The sequence below is a fragment of the Leptospira sanjuanensis genome, assembly GCF_022267325.1.
GTDB classification, from domain to species: Bacteria; Spirochaetota; Leptospiria; order Leptospirales; family Leptospiraceae; genus Leptospira; species Leptospira sanjuanensis.
In genome coordinates this window covers 1474033-1491401 of record NZ_JAIZBG010000001.1, presented here as the reverse complement: position 1 = coordinate 1491401, position 17369 = coordinate 1474033, and the positions used below count along the sequence as shown (strand labels likewise).

8 protein-coding genes and 1 pseudogene are annotated in these 17369 nt (G+C 47.6%); 5 read left to right on the top strand and 4 right to left on the bottom strand.

Features of this window, described 5'->3' with window-relative positions:
• Positions 1 to 5: 5 nt before the first annotated feature.
• Positions 6 to 1436, bottom strand: coding sequence for a circularly permuted type 2 ATP-grasp protein (locus tag LFX25_RS06735; protein ID WP_238729537.1), 1431 nt, complete (start codon positions 1434 to 1436; stop codon positions 6 to 8).
• Positions 1437 to 1818: 382 nt separating this feature from the next.
• Positions 1819 to 3246: an Omp85 family outer membrane protein gene (omp85, locus tag LFX25_RS06730; protein WP_406600521.1), complete on the bottom strand. Its 1428-nt coding sequence runs from the start codon at positions 3244 to 3246 to the stop codon at positions 1819 to 1821.
• A gap of 425 nt (positions 3247 to 3671) precedes the next feature.
• Between omp85 and LFX25_RS06725 the strand changes: the two are divergent.
• From LFX25_RS06725 to LFX25_RS06715, 3 genes and pseudogenes are all read left to right on the top strand, one after another.
• A pseudogene (locus LFX25_RS06725) lies at positions 3672 to 7349 on the top strand (Ig-like domain-containing protein).
• Positions 7350 to 8001: 652 nt separating this feature from the next.
• Complete coding sequence (locus LFX25_RS06720; RefSeq protein WP_238729535.1) at positions 8002 to 12381, top strand: Ig-like domain-containing protein; 4380 nt, start codon at positions 8002 to 8004, stop codon at positions 12379 to 12381.
• Between the two features lie 282 nt (positions 12382 to 12663).
• Positions 12664 to 13161, top strand: coding sequence for a hypothetical protein (locus LFX25_RS06715; RefSeq protein WP_238729534.1), 498 nt, complete (start codon positions 12664 to 12666; stop codon positions 13159 to 13161).
• 150 nt (positions 13162 to 13311) lie between these two features.
• Here the strand turns inward: LFX25_RS06715 and LFX25_RS06710 are convergent, their stop codons facing one another.
• Positions 13312 to 14373 carry a saccharopine dehydrogenase family protein gene (locus LFX25_RS06710; protein WP_238729533.1) on the bottom strand — a complete coding sequence of 354 codons (1062 nt, stop codon included), beginning with the start codon at positions 14371 to 14373 and terminating at the stop codon, positions 13312 to 13314.
• Between the two features lie 139 nt (positions 14374 to 14512).
• Here LFX25_RS06710 and LFX25_RS06705 point away from each other — a divergent pair, with 139 nt between their 5' ends.
• Together LFX25_RS06705 and LFX25_RS06700 are read left to right on the top strand one after the other, a co-directional pair.
• Positions 14513 to 15028 carry a GNAT family N-acetyltransferase gene (locus LFX25_RS06705; protein ID WP_238729532.1) on the top strand — a complete coding sequence of 172 codons (516 nt, stop codon included), beginning with the start codon at positions 14513 to 14515 and terminating at the stop codon, positions 15026 to 15028.
• Between the two features lie 238 nt (positions 15029 to 15266).
• Positions 15267 to 16595 (top strand): sterol desaturase family protein, encoded by a 1329-nt coding sequence (locus LFX25_RS06700; protein WP_238729531.1) that lies wholly within the window; start codon positions 15267 to 15269, stop codon positions 16593 to 16595.
• Here LFX25_RS06700 and LFX25_RS06695 read toward each other — a convergent pair.
• Positions 16592 to 17332: a GNAT family N-acetyltransferase gene (locus LFX25_RS06695; RefSeq protein WP_238729530.1), complete on the bottom strand. Its 741-nt coding sequence runs from the start codon at positions 17330 to 17332 to the stop codon at positions 16592 to 16594. The two genes, LFX25_RS06700 and LFX25_RS06695, sit on opposite strands and share 4 nt — an antisense overlap.
• Positions 17333 to 17369 lie beyond the last annotated feature (37 nt).

The following is a 17369-nucleotide window of genomic DNA, read 5'->3' as shown; positions in this document are numbered from 1 at the left end:
ATGTTTTAGCCTTCGCCCATCACCCAAGTGTCTTTCGAACCGCCGCCTTGGGAAGAATTCACGACAAGAGATCCTTTTCTTAACGCGACGCGCGTCAAACCGCCCGGCATCACATAGATGTCCTCTCCGTAAAGTATGAACGGTCTTAAATCCACGTGCCTTCCTTCGAGTTTATCTTCGATCAGAGTGGGAACTCTGGATAAACTCAGGACCGGTTGTGCGATATAGTTTCTCGGGCTTTTATCGATGAGTTCGCAGAATTCCTTTTGTTCCTTTTTGCTCGAACGAGAACCGATGAGCATTCCGTAACCGCCCGCTCCGTTGGCCGCCTTCACGACGAGATTCGCGATATTCTCCTTCACGTATTCGCGATCCTTATCGTTCGAACAAAGATAAGTGGGAACATTCGGAATGATCGCTTCCTCTCCGAGATAGTATTTGATCATAGCGGGAACGAACGTATAAAGAACCTTATCGTCCGCGACACCCGCACCGGGAGCGTTCACAAGAGCGACGTTTCCTTTTTTATACGCCTCGAAAATTCCGGGAACGCCTAACAGCGATTCTTTGTTAAAGACGAGAGGATCGAGGAACGCGTCGTCGATCCGTCTATAGATCACGTCGACGACCTTGAGACCTCTTGTGGTTCTCATATAAACCTTGTCGTCCTTGACGACGAGATCGCTTCCTTCGACAAGAGGAACTCCCATCTTTTGCGCAAGGAAAGAATGTTCGTAATAAGCCGAATTGTAGATTCCGGGAGTTAAAACCGCGATGGAAGGATTGGATTTGCCGCTCATGTATTCGAGCATTCCCCGTAAACGAATCGGATAGTCGTACGTGGGACGCACGTTCAAACTCGCGAAGAGTTCCGGAAACGTTTTTTTCATCACTTCACGATTTTCTAATACATAGGAAACGCCCGAAGGACAACGCAGATTGTCCTCCAAAACGTGAACCGTTCCGTCCCCGTTGCGGACCAGGTCCGTTCCCGAAATATGAATCCAAGTTCCTTGCGGAGGATGGATTCCTTTACATTCCTTTAAATAACCTGCGGAAGAATAAACGTATTCCGCCGGAACGACTCCGTCCTTGATGATTTTTTCATCGTGATAAATATCGTGGATAAAAAGATTGAGTGCGCGGGTTCTTTGTTTCAAACCTTCTTCCAGTTTTTTCCATTCGTGAGAAGTGATGATACGAGGAATGATGTCAAAGGGCATGATCCTCTCTTCTTCCTCTTCGTCCCCGTACACGTTGAACGTAATCCCAAGAGAAAGAAGGGCCTTTTCCGCGCTCGATTTCCTGCGCACGAGCTCGCGATCATCCATCGTTTCGATTCTGGATTTCAGAAAATCATAACTCTGCCGAATTCCGCCCTCCGGCGAAAACATCTCATCATAGAAAGATTCCGTCTCGTAATTGGTTAGAAGCATATCCACACCTCAATTAGAATTTCCTAAAATAAGCACAACTTGCAAGCAGTTTTTAAAATTAATGTTTATTTTTTAGATAACTTAAGTATATATGCTAATATTTTATACATATTGATCTTTGGATGAAAAATTTCTTTAGAAAATTAGCGGGTTTTGATGAGAATTTGGTCTTTTTGAGGAGAATGCGCGAGGGAATTGGTTGGAGCAATATGGATTCTTTGGCCAAAGGGCGACGGTTATTTGGACCGACAAATCGCTTTTCGGAAGAATCTAGTTGATTCCGGATTTTTAAACGAATCGGAGGTCGCGTTTTCCGCTCGCGAATTCAAACCAAGTGGAAGAATCCATCCTCGTAAATCGATAGGAAACGAATTCGCAATTTTCAAAACGCGTGACTGAAATCGACGAACATCTGCGTATCTTCGCGCGACTTGGCAAAGTCGATCAGAATTACGGTCGCTTGGTTCCAGATGATTCGAAGACCGCCACCCCAGGAATGCTTGTAACCCTGAAGATTGATTCTTTTTTCGGAATCCCAAACGCGACCCACGTCATAAAAGGGCACAAGACTTAAGGTAAAAAGTTCATTACCGATTTTGAATGTAGCAAATCTCCATCGAACTTCCATACTTCCGAAACCGACCATAGGAGCGACAAAACGATCCTGACGATACCCCCGCATCGTTTGCAATCCTCCGATCCCAGTCATCGGTCCGTCCAAGCTCCACATATACCGCACTTCGGAAAAAGGGGCGCCTTTGGAAGTATATCCGAGCGCACCTCGGGTCGCGAAAACCAATTCTTCGAAGACGCTCGGAAGGATTTTGTAAAAGTATTTGGTCTGAAAGAAGACCTTGTTGTAATCGAAATTGGAACCGGTGTGTTTGGATACGTTTGCCACATTCAATTCTACTAATACACCTCGGTCGGGATCGGGCTCGAAGTCCCTCGTATCGTACGCGATCCCGGCGCGCAGATATACGATTTCTCCACCGTTATATCCTCGGATTTTTCCGGCTTTATAATCTTCCGTGAGCTTGGATTCTCCGTTGGGAACGGATGTTTCCCAAATGATTCCCGCCAAATACGGATCTTTCGATGGATTCCAAACCCCGTCCGAATGCCCGATGATGTTTTTAGAAATCTCGTTCGCTACAACCCATTTGAAGGCTTTCCAAAAGGTATAATCGATGCTGTTGAAGAGAGTCGTAGAGTTGAACAGATATTGATTGTATCCTTGATCGCTTACGGTCGGAGTGATTTCGGATGCGGTTCTGGATGGGCGAATGTAGGATTGAGACGCTTCATAAGCGTCGAAACTCGCGTTGCCTACTTGACCTATTCCGGGAAGATTACGCGGCCTGTACGATAAGGCTCCGAGCGAGAATTCTCCGATTCCGAAATATTGGGAATTCGGATTATAATCCAATCCCAAACTGCTTTTAAACCGAAATGCGGTATTAAAAAGATACGGAGAATCGAACTGGATGAAATGATTTTTTACGCCTTCGTTGGTCTGGAACAACTGAAGAGTGACCTTGCTCCGATACGGTTCATATTCGTAATATGGATCGGATTTATTGCCGTTGAAAAAAAGGCTCGCTCGAATTCCCCCGCCTTGTCCGCGCACCGGATCGGAGCTCAACAAAGGAATCGCCGTTACATACCAACCTTCCCTCTTTTCGGCCAATTCTCCCGGATCCAGCCTCTTACTCTCATCCAAAGGAATTCTTACCTGAGGAAGGTTCTGAATCCCCTCCGCCGCAATCGGAAATATATTTCCAAACAAAAGAACGAAAAGCCCGATCATCGTCCGAATTCGAAGGCGATAAAAAAACATAATCCGAGGGCTTCCTTAGGCCAATTGGTCAAATTGATCGAATTTGCATAGACTTATTCTTTGCCGTTCAAACGAAGCCATCCAGGATGAATTCATTTCCTAAATCCGTTCGGTCCACGAACCCCGGATTCGGATCTTCGATTCACGAAAAAATCGTTCGGATGATTAGAACGTTTTTAGGAAAACGCCTAAACCGAACTCGGTATATTCATATTTTATAATAAATTCTCCCGATGCTCGATCGAGGAAAGAATTCTCGGTAAAACCGAATGAGCTTTTTCTTCTCTTCGCATCACGCAATCTATAATCCGCGAGATGAGAAATCGCGATTCGTGCTATTCTCATCGATCATTCCGATCTTTACGTAAAAAGATCGAGGTCGATTGGGGATAATTATGATAAGAACGGTAAAAACGATCGTGTTGATTCTCTTTTTGATTTGGTGCGTCAATTGCGTGAACGGAGATAAAACCAAATTTCCATTTCTCGCGTATTTGAATCTGGGAAGAGAAACGAATTCGTTTGCGGTTTCGCAGATTACTCCAGGTTCAGGTGTGAATGGTATTCCCTTGAATAGCTCCGTTCAGGTGACCTTCAACGCTCCGCTCGACGGTTCAATGGTTCTTTCTTCCACGTTCTTTATAAAACAAGGAAACGTTTCGATTCCTGCAACGATCACGACAAACGATACTACGGCGGTTCTCATGCCGAATTCTTCCCTTGCCGCTACAACCACGTATACGGTTACCGTTTCCCAAGGAATTCAATCCGCGGCGGGGATTTCTCTCAAAGAGGATTTGATCTGGAATTTTACCACCGCTGCAACCGTGGACGCTGTGGCGCCCGCCGTTTCCTTAACGACTCCATCGGTGGGGGCGAACCTGATTCCGAGTAATTCTTCCGTTCAAATTGCATTCACGGAATCCATCAATTGTACAACGATCGATAACGTCGTATTTACTCTCAAAAATAACGCTACCAATGCTGACGAACCGGGCACGGTGAACTGCTTAGGTTCAACTGCTACGTTTACCCCTACGCTTGCACTTGCGTTCAATACTACTTATAGGGTCGATTTAGCCGGAACGGTAAAGGATTTAGCGAACAACTCTCTTCCGAACGCATATAACTGAACGTTCACTACGGGAGCCGGACCGGATTTGATTGCACCTACGGTTTCCTTTAGAAACCCAAGCGCCGGAACACAGGGGATTCCTTTGAATACTTCCGTAACGATCGCGTTCAGCGAGTCGATCAGCTGCGCCACCGTTATAGGCAATATCACGCTGGATGACAATATATTTGTTCCGGGAACGATCAATGTAAATCCCTCCTGCTCCAATACGACCGCCTCCATTACCCCGCTTGTTCCGCTTTCACCAAATACCGTTTATACGGTATCGCTTTCCGGTGTCACAGATTTGAACAACAATCCGGTTGCCGCCGAGACTTGGACCTTTACCACCGGTCCAGCCGCCGATGTTACACCGCCTACCGTCACCTTCCAAGTTCCTACTGCAAACGCGACCGGAGTCGGAATCAATGTAAGTCCGACAGTCGTGTTTAGCGAACTGATGTCTTGTCCTTCGGTGAACGCGGCTTCTTTTCGCGTTAAAAATACTGCAACCGGAGTTTATCTTGTCGGGAGCGTAAATTGTTTCGGAACTTCAGCAACATGGACGCTCGACCCTCTCGCAAATCCTAACTTTGCGACGAACACCCAATACACGGTAGAAGTAAACGCAGGCGCTTTAGACAATACGGCAAATCTTCCGTTAACGCCGGTTGCAAGCTGGAATTTTACGACCGGCCCCGGACCGGATGTTACACCTCCTACAATCGCCTTTGCCACACCCGCGAATGGAGCCTTAGGAGTTCCCACAAATACAGGAGTGAACATTGCCTTCAACGAAGTCTTGAATTGCGGAAGTATTCTAGGAGGCCTCACCCTCGAAGACGCAGCCGCACCGGGCGTTCCGCTTATGATCAACATCAACTGCAACGGAAATACGGTTTCCTTTACTCCGATCGCTCCAAACTTTCCCTTGCCGTTCAATACGATGTTCAGAGTGAATATCACCGGCGCAGTCACCGATCTTTTCGACAATGCGATCCCGCCGCAAACTTGGACATTTACGACGGGCTCCGCTCCGGACGTAACACTTCCTACCGTTTCCTTAGTAAGTCCGATCTCGGCCTCGACCGGCATACCGACAAATTCGAATATTACGGTTTCCTTTAGTGAAACGATTCAATGCGGAAGTTTGAATTTTACGATAAACAACGGAATTACCGGAATTATAAACTGCGCCGGTTCAACGGCAACCTATGTTCCGAACGCAGGAACTCCTCTTCTTGCAGGTACGAACTATACCGCAACGATCGCGGCCGTGCAGGATGTGCAGGGAAATTCAATAGGAGCCCCTTATAGCTGGAATTTTACGACAGGGTTAGGTCCGGATATAATTCAGCCGACTGTTACGATCCGCAACGTGCGAGACAAATCGGTTCTGGAAAGCGGCTTTATTATCGGAACCGCGGCGGACGATAGAGCGGTTGCGAGTGTCGAAATCTCCTTCAATGCAGGCGGATCGTATGCAACGGCCAATGGAACCACGAACTGGAGTTATCAACTACCAACCGGAAACAATACTTGGAAGACCAATTCTCTTCACGATATCCTCGTTCGCAGTAAAGACGTAGCCGGAAATTATTCAATCCCGGTAGCGGTTTCCAACATTCGAAAAGGAACCAATAAGGACGTAAACGGTGATGGATACGGAGATATGGTAGCATCTAGCTACAGCGAGGGTTTGGTTTACATCTTTCATTCCGCCGGAGCCGCGGGAATCACAACAACGACCTCCTCTTCCGCAAACCGTTATATTTTCGGCGGAGCAGCCGATCAGTTCGGAAAGGCTTTGGCTTTAGGGGATATCAATGCGGACGGCTATGCAGATCTGGTCGTAGGCGCGCCTAATTATAGTGCCGGTGCAGCGTTCAGAGGCGCGGCGTATGTCTTTTATTCTTCCGGAATTGCAGGAATCACTACTTCGTTTTCCGCATTTGCAGCGACACAAATCCTAGGCGCAGCACCAAACGATATATTTGGTGCAAGCCTTTCGACAGGAGACATCAATGGAGACGGCTTTTCGGATCTGGTCGTCGGGGCCCCCAGTAACAACGGGGCGAGCGGCGGAAGGGTTTATATCTTCCATTCAGCGGGCGCAACTGGAATTACCGCCACCGACACCACGACGGCCGCGAGTAGCGTAATTGGAAACGCGGCGTTCACCGATTATTTAGGAAATTCTTTAGCAACAGGAAACATCAATGGAGACGCCTACGACGATGTAGTCATCGGAGCTTATAATTACTTCACAGCAAGAGGAAGAGTTTTCATCTATCACGGATCTACGACGGGTATTGCAGAGGCACCAACTTCAACCCTCACGAATACAACAGGAGCCGCCAATCTGGACAAATTCGGCATGTTGGTTGCCTCTGGAGACATCAACGGGGATGGAAACGCCGATGTAGTCGTCGCAGCAGTTGGAAAAAACGCAAATATAGGTAGAATCTTCGTATTTACTTCCAACGGAGCGACAGGGGTAACGACTACGACAAGTCCAAATGGGGTCCCTCTTTACATTTCCGGGGTCAACATGGGAGACTTATTCGGAATGTCTATTCTCGTGAAGGATTTGAATGGGGATGGAAGAGCAGATATAGTTTCCTCTGCCAATAACGGCGGCAACGGAACGGTACATGTATTTATGACCCCAAGTGTCGGCGGGATAGGAGGGACTCTCGACACTTCGAACGCAGCGCAATCCCTGATCGGCGGACTCGGCTTTGGACTTGGTAGCCTCGCAACCAATCCTACCTGCCAAATTTCCGCCGGAGACGTAAACGGAGACGGATATATGGATCTCTTTATTGGTAATGGACAAGGGACAGGGACCCATATCTTTCACACTACTGGTGCAGGATTGGGGACAAATAATCCGGCTTTCGCCTCCACAATCATCAACGCCGTTCCTGGAGGAGGAATCGGAAGCACCGTCTTCTAACTGCCGGAGAGGAGTTCCCACAAGGCAGAGAATACTTGCAAAGAATTCATCCTGCGTTTTTTCCAGCATGTAGGAGTTCCCACAAGCCTGATGACTCTTGAAAATTTTACAGAAACGACTTTTTGCTTTCACTCCAAGGTTTTCCTCGGAGTGAAAAATTTTTTTTGTACTGAATTTGTTTCAAAAAAAAATCGACTTTGGTTTTTTTCTTATCCTTACACAAAGAAAACGAAAATACATGAAAAGTATTATCATCAAACAATTAACAAACCATAATATTCAATTTTAGGTAAGCAAATCTTCTTTTTAGGATTCATTTTGTTCGAAATCTGAGCACACATTTTTAAGCATCGTTAGTCATGCTTTCTTGTTATAAAATGAATAAGATTCTTCAGAATTTTTATGATGGAATTTGCTTCCTGCTTTTTTCCTGCAACTAAACCGATGTACGTAAAAATATTTTTTCATAATAAAGTGTTCATATTAGTGAATTTGACAAGAATTTGAGAAGCAAACAAATGCGTACTTTGGCCTTCAAAGTTTATAATTCAGATTATAACCTAAAATGACCGAGGATACTGATTTATGTTAATCTTTCCGATGAGCGCCGGCGCCAAAAGAGAAAGAGGCCCGGATTTCGTTGGAGGTTACTATGCAAAGAATTACAAAAACCATTCTGCTGGTTCTACTTTTGGTCTGGAACGCGAATTGCGTCAACGGAAGCAAAAATAGCCTTCCTTTTCTCGCGTATTTAGATCTGGGCGGAAAAGGAAATTCATTCAGCGTTTCTCAAATCACTCCCGGCTCGGGCGTGAGCGATATTCCTATGAATACGGCCGTTCAGGTTACGTTCAGTGAAGCATTCGATTCTTCCAGCGTAACAACTTCTACTTTTTTTATCAAACAAGCGACTACTTTGATCCCCGCTAGCTTGACACTAAACAATACAACGGCAGTTCTTACTCCGAATTCCGCTCTTTCTTCCTCAACAACCTATACCGTAACTATTGCAAAGGAAATTAGATCCTCCACGGGAATTTCTCTCAAAGAAGATATGATCTGGAATTTTACAACCGCTGCGACCGTCGATGTAATCGCCCCTGCGGTTTCCTTAACGACTCCGAACAACGGAAATTCGGCGGTTCCAAACAATTCTTCCGTTAGCGTTGCCTTCAGCGAAAATGTGGACTGTACCACGATCGACACGACCACGTTTTTAGTGGATGACGGAGGGGCCGTGGCGGGGACCGTTACCTGCGGAGGAACTTCCGCAACCTTTGCACCGGCTGCCGCTCTTGCACCAAACACGGCTTATACGGCAAGAATTACGACAGGCGCCAGAGATTTGGCGGGCAACCCGTTAACCTCGATATATGCCTGGAATTTTATGACGGGAGCCGCTCCGGATGTAACCGCTCCGAACGTCTCCTTTATTAACCCGGCAAATACTTCCAACAATTTTTCCGTGAACGGGTCTTTGAGTATCGCGTTTGACGAGCCGATAGACTGCGCAACGTTCACAACAGCGAACATCACTCTTACGGATGGATTTACTGCAGTGGTCGGAACGGTCGGTTGTATCGGTTCGGCGACAACCTTCACTCCAACGTTACCCCTGGCCTATGCTACGACTTACACGGCGACGATTTCAACAGGGGTAAAGGATCTTGCTGGAAACCCTCTCGCCGCTCCGTTCACTTGGAGTTTTAGTACGGGTGTTGCACCGGATTCGATAGCTCCGACGGTTTCTTTAGTCATTCCGGCAAACGCTCTCACGGGCGTGGGAATCAATACAAATGTCAGCGCCGTTTTCAGCGAACCGATGAACTGCGCTACGATTACCACCGCAAGTTTTACGTTGAATGGAGGAGCCGCAGTTCCGGGAACTGTTTCGTGTGCAGGAACATCGGCGACCTTTGATCCTACCGCCGCATTGGCATTTAACACAACATACACGGCTTCGATCACTACAACCGCAAAGGACCTTGCGGGAAATTCGATTCCTGCTTTGTATACCTGGACATTTACGACGGGCTTAGCGCCGGATACTACGGCTCCCACCGTTTCTTTTGTCAGTCCGTCTAACGCAGCCACCGCCGTTCCGGTAAACAGCTCTCTCAGCATCGCGTTCAGTGAAGCGATCGATTGTGCTACGATCACAACTGCAAACATCACGTTGAGTGACGGAAGTGCGATCGCAGGAACCGTCGGTTGTTCCGGAACCGCGGCAACGTTTACTCCGACGGTAGCACTTGCCTACGGAACGAATTACACTGCAACGATTGCGACTGCGGTCAAAGACGTAGCAGGAAATTCTCTCACCGTACCGTATACCTGGACCTTTAGCACCAGCGCTGCTCCTGATTCCACAGCTCCGACGGTTTCCTTTGTCACTCCGGCAAACGCTCTCACAGGCGTGGGAATCAATACGAACGTAAGTGCGGTTTTCAGCGAACCGATGAACTGCGCTACGATTACCACCGCAAGTTTTACCTTAAATGGTGGCGTCGCCGTTCCCGGAACGGTTTCTTGTGCAGGAACATCGGCGACCTTCGACCCTACGCCGGCACTCGCATATAACACGACTTATACGGCTTCCCTTACGACCACGGTCAAAGACCTTGCGGGAAATTCGATTCCCGCTTTGTATACCTGGACATTTACGACGGGCTTAGCGCCGGATACGACGGCTCCCACGGTTTCCTTTGTCAACCCGATCGTGGGTGGAACGGCCGTTCCGGTGAACAGTTCACTGAGCATCGCGTTCAGTGAAGCGATCGATTGTGCAACGATTACAACCGCAAATATCACATTGAGTGACGGAAGCGGGATCGCCGGTACAGTTGGTTGTTCCGGAACCGTTGCTACGTTCGACCCAACCCCAACCTTAGCATTTTCTACGACCTATACGGCGACAGTTTCGACTGCTGTCAAAGATGTGGCAGGAAATTCTTTAGCGGTCGCGTATTCCTGGACGTTCACGACAGGTGTCGCGCCGGATACGACTGCACCGACCGTCTCTCTGATTGCTCCTGCAAACGGAAGCACCGGAGTCGCAACGAACGCGAATATTTCCGTTTCTTTTAGTGAGACTATGGACTGTACAACGCTCAATACCGCTTCGTTTACTTTAAATAACGGTGCGGCGGTCGTAGGAACGGTCAGCTGCTCAGGCACGACAGCAACCTTTTCACCGACTGCATTTCTCCCTGCGGGAACGAATCATACCGCGACGATCACCGTAGCCGCAAAAGACCTTGCGGGAAATGCGATCGGGGCGGCGTTTAACTGGAACTTTACGACCGGAGCCGCATTAGACGTCACAGCTCCGGGACTTGTGATCGGAAACGCAAGAAACAATACCGTTTTGGAAAGCGGCTTTGTCTCCGGCACCGCAACCGATGGTGGAGCGATTGCAACCGTAGAAGTTTCCCTGGATAGTGGGCCGTATGCGTTAGCAACCGGAACAAACAACTGGAAGTTTCCACTCCCTGCCGGAGCAGCCACTTGGAAATCCTTTTCCCAGCACACGATCCAAGTAAGAGCGACGGACGCTTCCAATAACGTGACGATCTCTCCCGTAGTCACAGTAAGAAAAGGAACCAATAAGGACATCAACGGAGATGGGTTTACCGATTTAGTAGCGCCGGAATACGGACAGGGACTAGTCTTCATCTTCCATTCTTCGGGAGCAGCCGGAATCACGATCCCCAATGCTCAGTTCGCGAGCAAAATCATCATTGGAACCGCGGCGTCCTTTTTCGGAAAAACCGCAACGATGGGAGATTTTAACGGGGACGGTTATGCGGACGTAGCGATCGGATCTCCAAGATTCCAAAGCGCGGGAACCAACAACGGCCGGGTTTATCTCTTCTATTCTTCCGGAACGGCGGGTATCACTACTTCCTTTGCGGCCTTTGCCAACAGTACGTTGACGGGAACCAATGGAACCACCGATGAATTTGGAAGCGCATTAGCGACAGGCGACATCAACGGAGACGGTTATACGGATTTGATCGTAGGGGCACCGAGCTACAATGGATCCAGAGGAAGAGTCTATGTATTTCATTCCGCCGGTGCAGCGGGAATTACGGCTGCAACCGTAACTGCTGGCGGAGGTGGAGCCTCCTCTTTCAGAACGGGTGGAGCCGCGAGCGAACGGTTTGGATATTCCCTTGCAACGGGAAATATTAACGGAGGCAATGAAGACGATCTCGTGGTCGGAGCCCCCGGATATATTTTCAATGCCGGGTATGCAGGCGGCGGGATCGATTGGGGAAGAGTCTACGTTTATTACGGAGCAGCGGCAGGATTGACCGCGACGATTCATACGATAACGAATAACACCGGAAACGCGCCGGCAGCAGTTGGAGTTCCCGGTGGAGCCGCACAACTCGGATATTCCGTTGCGGTGGGTGATATGAATCTGGACGGTTTCAACGATGTCATAGCAGGAGCCCCTTTCTTCATTCAAGTAGGAAATCCGAACGTAAACCAGCAAGGGCGGATCGTCGCATATTATTCGGCGGGAGCCGGAGGAATCGGAACTCCTTTAACATTGGGAGGCGCCATCCGCGCATTTACAGGAATGAACGGAATCAATGGACAATTCTTGGGACTCACACTTGCAGTTCGTGACATGGATTTGGACGGAAGGGCGGATGTCATGACAGCATCCGCATTCATGGGTCCGAATACTGTGTACGTATATTTGACCCCAGCCGTTGGCGGGGCGACCCGGGACACTACGATGGCAGATGTCACGATGGTGACGGGGGGGCTCTATGGAATCAATTCCATGCTCAACGGTCCCGGAATACCGATCGGAACCAGCGATGTGAATGGAGACGGGCTTCCCGATTTACTGATAAACGGATCGGAGGCGGTTCGAATCTATCACTCCACGGGCGGGGTAGCTCCGATTACGAACAACCCCGCAAGCGCGGATAGCGTAATCTTGGGTTCCGGTTTGTTCGGAGGAATCGGAGGGGCCGCTTCCAATACAAATGAGTTCGGCTCCGCAATCTATTGATCGAATTTACGCAGGATGATCGAACCATCCGGGGTCTTGTGCTGACTTCAAAAGATCTTTATGTAGGAAAATCAAAGGAACAGGCAGACGATAGAAAGTCTGCTTGTTCTTGATTTCGGAAGAATTCAGATTCTTCTTTTAATTATACGAACAGGAAAAACGAAGCGGTGATTTCACCGAAACTTCGTACGCCGAAAGCAGCGATCTTTCGGAAAAGGTCCGAATGATCGTAAAATAAGTACAAAACAGAAGCGATTTCTGTTGTTCCTAAAAGAACCGCCTATGGAATTCACATACTCTCTCACCAAACAGCAACAAAAGAAAAATTATCTCTTCGGATATTACAACCGGCCGATACTTTGGTTTCAAAGAAGATTCACCGGACCGATTCTGCTTCTCATTCCAATACTGGAATACGGCCTTTTGGAGGAATCGCTCTATCGACTGAGCTTTGCATTCTTTTTTGGTATTTTAGGATTCTATCATATTCTTAGGCCGTTTTTATTTTTAAAACGAATCCGGTTCGAGGATTTGCAGGGAACGGTTCGAATCGATGAAAACGAACTTTCAATCGTGGACGACAAAGGAGAACTTCGTTTACAACCGAAAGACGTCATAAAAATCATCCGCAAAAAACATTATGTTTTTCTAAAGGCACGGGTTTATTCGGTCGTCTACTTTTTGCTCGATCGAACCGGCTTCGACTCGGAAGAAAATGCGAATCGATTTTTAACGGAACTCGATCGTTTTTCCGGCAATGCGGAAACGAAAGAGAAGTGAAATCGCATACGACCGTTCTTCTTCCCCGAAAAAGAAAATCAGAACACGATTTCCGTGCGGATTATAACCCACTCGTAAACCTCAAGAAATTTCTATTTTTATCCTTGCGCTTCTAAAACCGCAAACTACCGGACTTCCGCCTATGCGTCATTAGGCGAGGATTTTCGTTCCGGGAATTTCTAAAACGAACTTGGAGCCGAACGCTTGGGCGGGAGTCGTAAAGCCCGATTGAACCCTCCCTTTTTCCACCTTGGCAACGGCGGCCAACGCGGACTCTACGGTAAATTCGTAACCTTCCGCACAACGCATCCGGATCGAAACCTTTTTCGAACTGGCCTCGGTCCAAGCCTCACCCCATAAAAGAACGGAGCCTTTTTTTCTCTTTTCATCCCCCGGACCGCTTACGGTCACTTCGACGAGCTTCTGCATTCCTTTCAGAATCAACGAATTTTTTAAAAAGAACGTGGTCGGCTGCAGCAGTTTCAAAATCTTCGCTTGAGAAGCGGGTAAAGATGAGTAAACCGTAATATTCGGAATTCCTGTTGAAACAAACGCCGTAAAAACGTCTCCCCAGGGAATCGCAAAAAATTCCGCGTAACTTCCGCTGATCTCCACGACCTTTTTCAGACTCAACTGAGGAATCGTTTCGATCTTTCCGTTTCTTCTCACCTTACTTCCGTACGGAAGTTGTGCGAGTGCGCTCTTTAGAGTTCCCCTTGAAATGTCCGTAAACCCGGAAAAACCGAGTTCCAAAAAATGAGCCTTAGGAAGCTTTTCCTTCAACATCACTGCAAGGCAATCGGTGGGAACGATGTCGAATCCGACTCCGGGAAGAAGCATTACTTTTTTCGCAAGCGCTTTGGAAGATAGAGAATGAAGTTTTTCGTAAACGGGAATTTCTCCCGTGATGTCCAGATAGTGAACACCCGACTCGATACAAGCGTTCGCCATCGGAACCGCTGTCTCGATAAAAGGACCCGCGCAGTGTAAGACCAAGAAACAATCGGAGATTTGACTTTGAATTTCTTCCGCAGTATCGAGCGTAAAGATTCGAAACGGTAAATTCAATTCTTCGGCGAGAAGGCGGATCTTCGCTTCGTTTCTTCCGGCGAGAATCGGCGCTTGTCCGCGTTCCACCGCCTTTCTTGCGATCAATTCTCCCGTGTAGCCGTTTGCTCCGTAAAGAAGCCAGTTCTTTTTCTTAGCCGCCATAAAGACCAGATTTTCGCAAAACGGAAGAATTCGTCAAGTGATGACAGAAATTTCCAAAACGTCTTCCGTAGAAGTGAATTGACTTTGAAACGTTTTTATCTTACTTTCTTTTGGAGTTTTTCCCCTTTGATCGTCCCTTATGAATCAGATGAATCTTCGATTGGAACCGATCTCCGAATCACACGCGTCTTCTCTTGCCGTTCACGCGAATTCGGAAAACGTATTCTTAGGTTTACGCGGAGCATTCCCCTTTCCGTATCAACTATCGGACGCCCTCGATTTTATTCGAGCTTGTTTGAGGGATTCCCGATCCAGGACGTTTGCGATCGTATTCGAGGAGAATGCGATCGGGATCATCACTTTGATTTTTAAGGACGACGTCTATCGGTTTAACGGGGAAATCGGCTATTGGATCGGCGAAACGTTCTGGAACCGGGGAATCGTTACTCAAGCAATCTCATATATTCTAAATATTGCATATACGGAACACGGATTGCACCGAATCTACGCGGAGGTTTTCTCAAACCGACCGGCCTCCGCCAGAGCTTTGGAAAAAAACGGATTCGTGTTGGACGGAACGAGCAAGGAAGCCGTGTTTAAAAACGGAACCTTTTTGGACCAATGGATCTATTCCCGTTTACGGGATCACGCTTAAAGATTCGGCTCGTTTCCTTTTTCGTAATTTTCATTCCTCCGGCTCGAACAATCGTTCAAATTCCATAACCTTGAAAAATGGAATTCGCGTTTTGTTATACGACATTCTGATTTCGAATTCGCTTATTTCATAACGTTTGTAATGAAAAAATCCCTTTCTGAACGGCGTTTTTGTTTTTGAATTGACCAAGGAAGAATTCGAAGAATAAACTAAAACCAGAACTTATTTGGGCGGCTCTATGGAAATCAATCTCGTCACGATCGCAATTCCCTTTTTCTTTTTGCTGATCTTCCTGGAAATGGCTTTTTCCGCGTATCACAAACGTAAACTCTATCGGTTGAACGATTCGATCAACGATCTCTCTGCGGGAACCGCGAGCGAAGTGGTGGGTGTTTTTAAAAAAACCGTTACCATGTTCGCTTATATTTTAATCTATGAGAAGTTTCGAATTTTCAATCTCCCTTCTTGGCCGAGCGAAGCTCTTTCCATCGTTCCTGCAGGAACCCTGGGGCTAAGCTCTTTAACCTGGGCTTGGATTCTCGTCGTAGGCGTTTGGATTCTTTGTTTTATCGGTTACGATTTGGCGTATTACTGGACTCATCGCCTCAGTCACGAGATCAATTTCCTTTGGGCAGGACATGTCGTTCATCATCAAAGCGAAGAATACAATCTCACCGTCGCTCTTCGTCAGGCGAGTTTTCACAGTATCTTCACATGGGTCTTTTATCTTCCGCTTGCATTGATCGGTTTTTCTCCGATCGTAATGATTTTGAACGGTCAGCTCAACCTGATCTATCAATTCTGGATTCATACGAAAGCGATCGGCAAACTTCCCCGCTGGTTCGAAGCGATCTTCAACACACCTTCTCACCATAGAGTTCACCACGGAATCAACCCGAAATACATCGATAAGAATCACGGCGGAACCCTGATCGTGTTCGACAAATGGTTCGGAACCTTCGAACCCGAAACCGAAGAACCGGTTTACGGAACCGTAAAACCTCTGCAAAGTTTCAATCCGATCTGGGCGAACCTTCACTATTGGTGGGAAATGATCGAACTCGCGTGGCGTTGTCCCCGTTGGTCCGATAAGATCAAAGTATTCTTTGCCATGCCAGGCTGGAGACCGCAGGAACTCGGAGGACAATATCCGGTCCCCGAAGTTTCGACAAAAACATTCCACAAATATGATGTTCAAATTCCGAAAGGTATGAGTCTTTACTCTCTTGTTTGGTTCGTAATTACCGTGGCGCTCGCGTTCGGAATGCTCGTTAAAGTGAACTCACTTTCCATGTTCAGTATCAGCGTTATCAGCGCAGTCACCCTTCTATCCCTGCTTACGTTAGGCGGAATTCTGGAAAGAAAACGTTGGGCTCTTTTTACGGAACCTCTGCGTTTGGCGGTTTTAGTTGCGGGCGCTTACGCACTTTCGGGAGAAATGAACGTGACTTTGGGAACCTTGGCTCTCAGCGTGATTTCCTCGGTTTGGTTTTTGAGCTACAGAAGTTTCTTCGCTTCCGTCCAGGAAATCAATCCCGTTCAGGAAATTCTCCGAAGAACCGCTTAAATATCATGACGGAACCATACGTTCGGTTCCGTATATTCTCCTAAATTTCTTTCCCGGTCGATGACGACCGGGACCAAACCGCCCGGAATCGCAAATCTACCCGATTCCGGAAATTTCATCCCCGTCCAAATTTCCCAATCCGCGATCGTTCCCTGAATGTGCATCGAGTTGGGTTCGATTCGAATCTTTTTACCTCCGGCCTTTTCATGCACTCGGACCCAAGGATCTTCGCTAACACCGTCCTCCCGTTTTCGTTCGAGATATTCTTCCATCGATAGAAAGGGAAACTTCTCTTTTTGATTGGGTCGAACGCAAGCGAACAACCGAGAGATTCCCTGCGCGCCCGCGTTCTCTTTAAGCTGCGCGAGAATGAGATGAGACAATCCTCCTCCCCGAAAGTCCTTCGCGATTTCGATCGACCAGGCGCTGACCGCATTACAAACCTTCTTTTCCTTCCAATCGCTTACGCTCTTTACGATCGCGGCGTCCCATCCTTTCGGAAGTCCTTCCGGAGTTCCGTCCCATTCGAACGGGAGAATCTTTCCCGTCCCCACGACTCGATTCTCCTGCGTAAAAGCGATACAGTGCAGATGAGCAAATTCTTTTATAATAAAAGAATAATATTTGTTTCCGATCGGATCTTGGTTTAAAAACGTCGGCCATACGTCGAGTTCGAAGTCCGTTTCCGTAAAGCCGGAGCGGATGGCTTCTTGAAACGTCAAAAAACGAAATTCCATTCTTCGATTTCAGCGGCACGGGAGAATGTTGAAAGCA

Coding starts and splice junctions, on each gene's coding strand:
- LFX25_RS06735 (WP_238729537.1), bottom strand. CDS start 1,436: ATGCTTCTAACCAATTACGAGACGGAATCTTTCTATGATGAGATGTTT.
- omp85 (WP_406600521.1), bottom strand. CDS start 3,246: ATGATCGGGCTTTTCGTTCTTTTGTTTGGAAATATATTTCCGATTGCG.
- LFX25_RS06720 (WP_238729535.1), top strand. CDS start 8,002: ATGCAAAGAATTACAAAAACCATTCTGCTGGTTCTACTTTTGGTCTGG.
- LFX25_RS06715 (WP_238729534.1), top strand. CDS start 12,664: ATGGAATTCACATACTCTCTCACCAAACAGCAACAAAAGAAAAATTAT.
- LFX25_RS06710 (WP_238729533.1), bottom strand. CDS start 14,373: ATGGCGGCTAAGAAAAAGAACTGGCTTCTTTACGGAGCAAACGGCTAC.
- LFX25_RS06705 (WP_238729532.1), top strand. CDS start 14,513: ATGAATCAGATGAATCTTCGATTGGAACCGATCTCCGAATCACACGCG.
- LFX25_RS06700 (WP_238729531.1), top strand. CDS start 15,267: ATGGAAATCAATCTCGTCACGATCGCAATTCCCTTTTTCTTTTTGCTG.
- LFX25_RS06695 (WP_238729530.1), bottom strand. CDS start 17,332: ATGGAATTTCGTTTTTTGACGTTTCAAGAAGCCATCCGCTCCGGCTTT.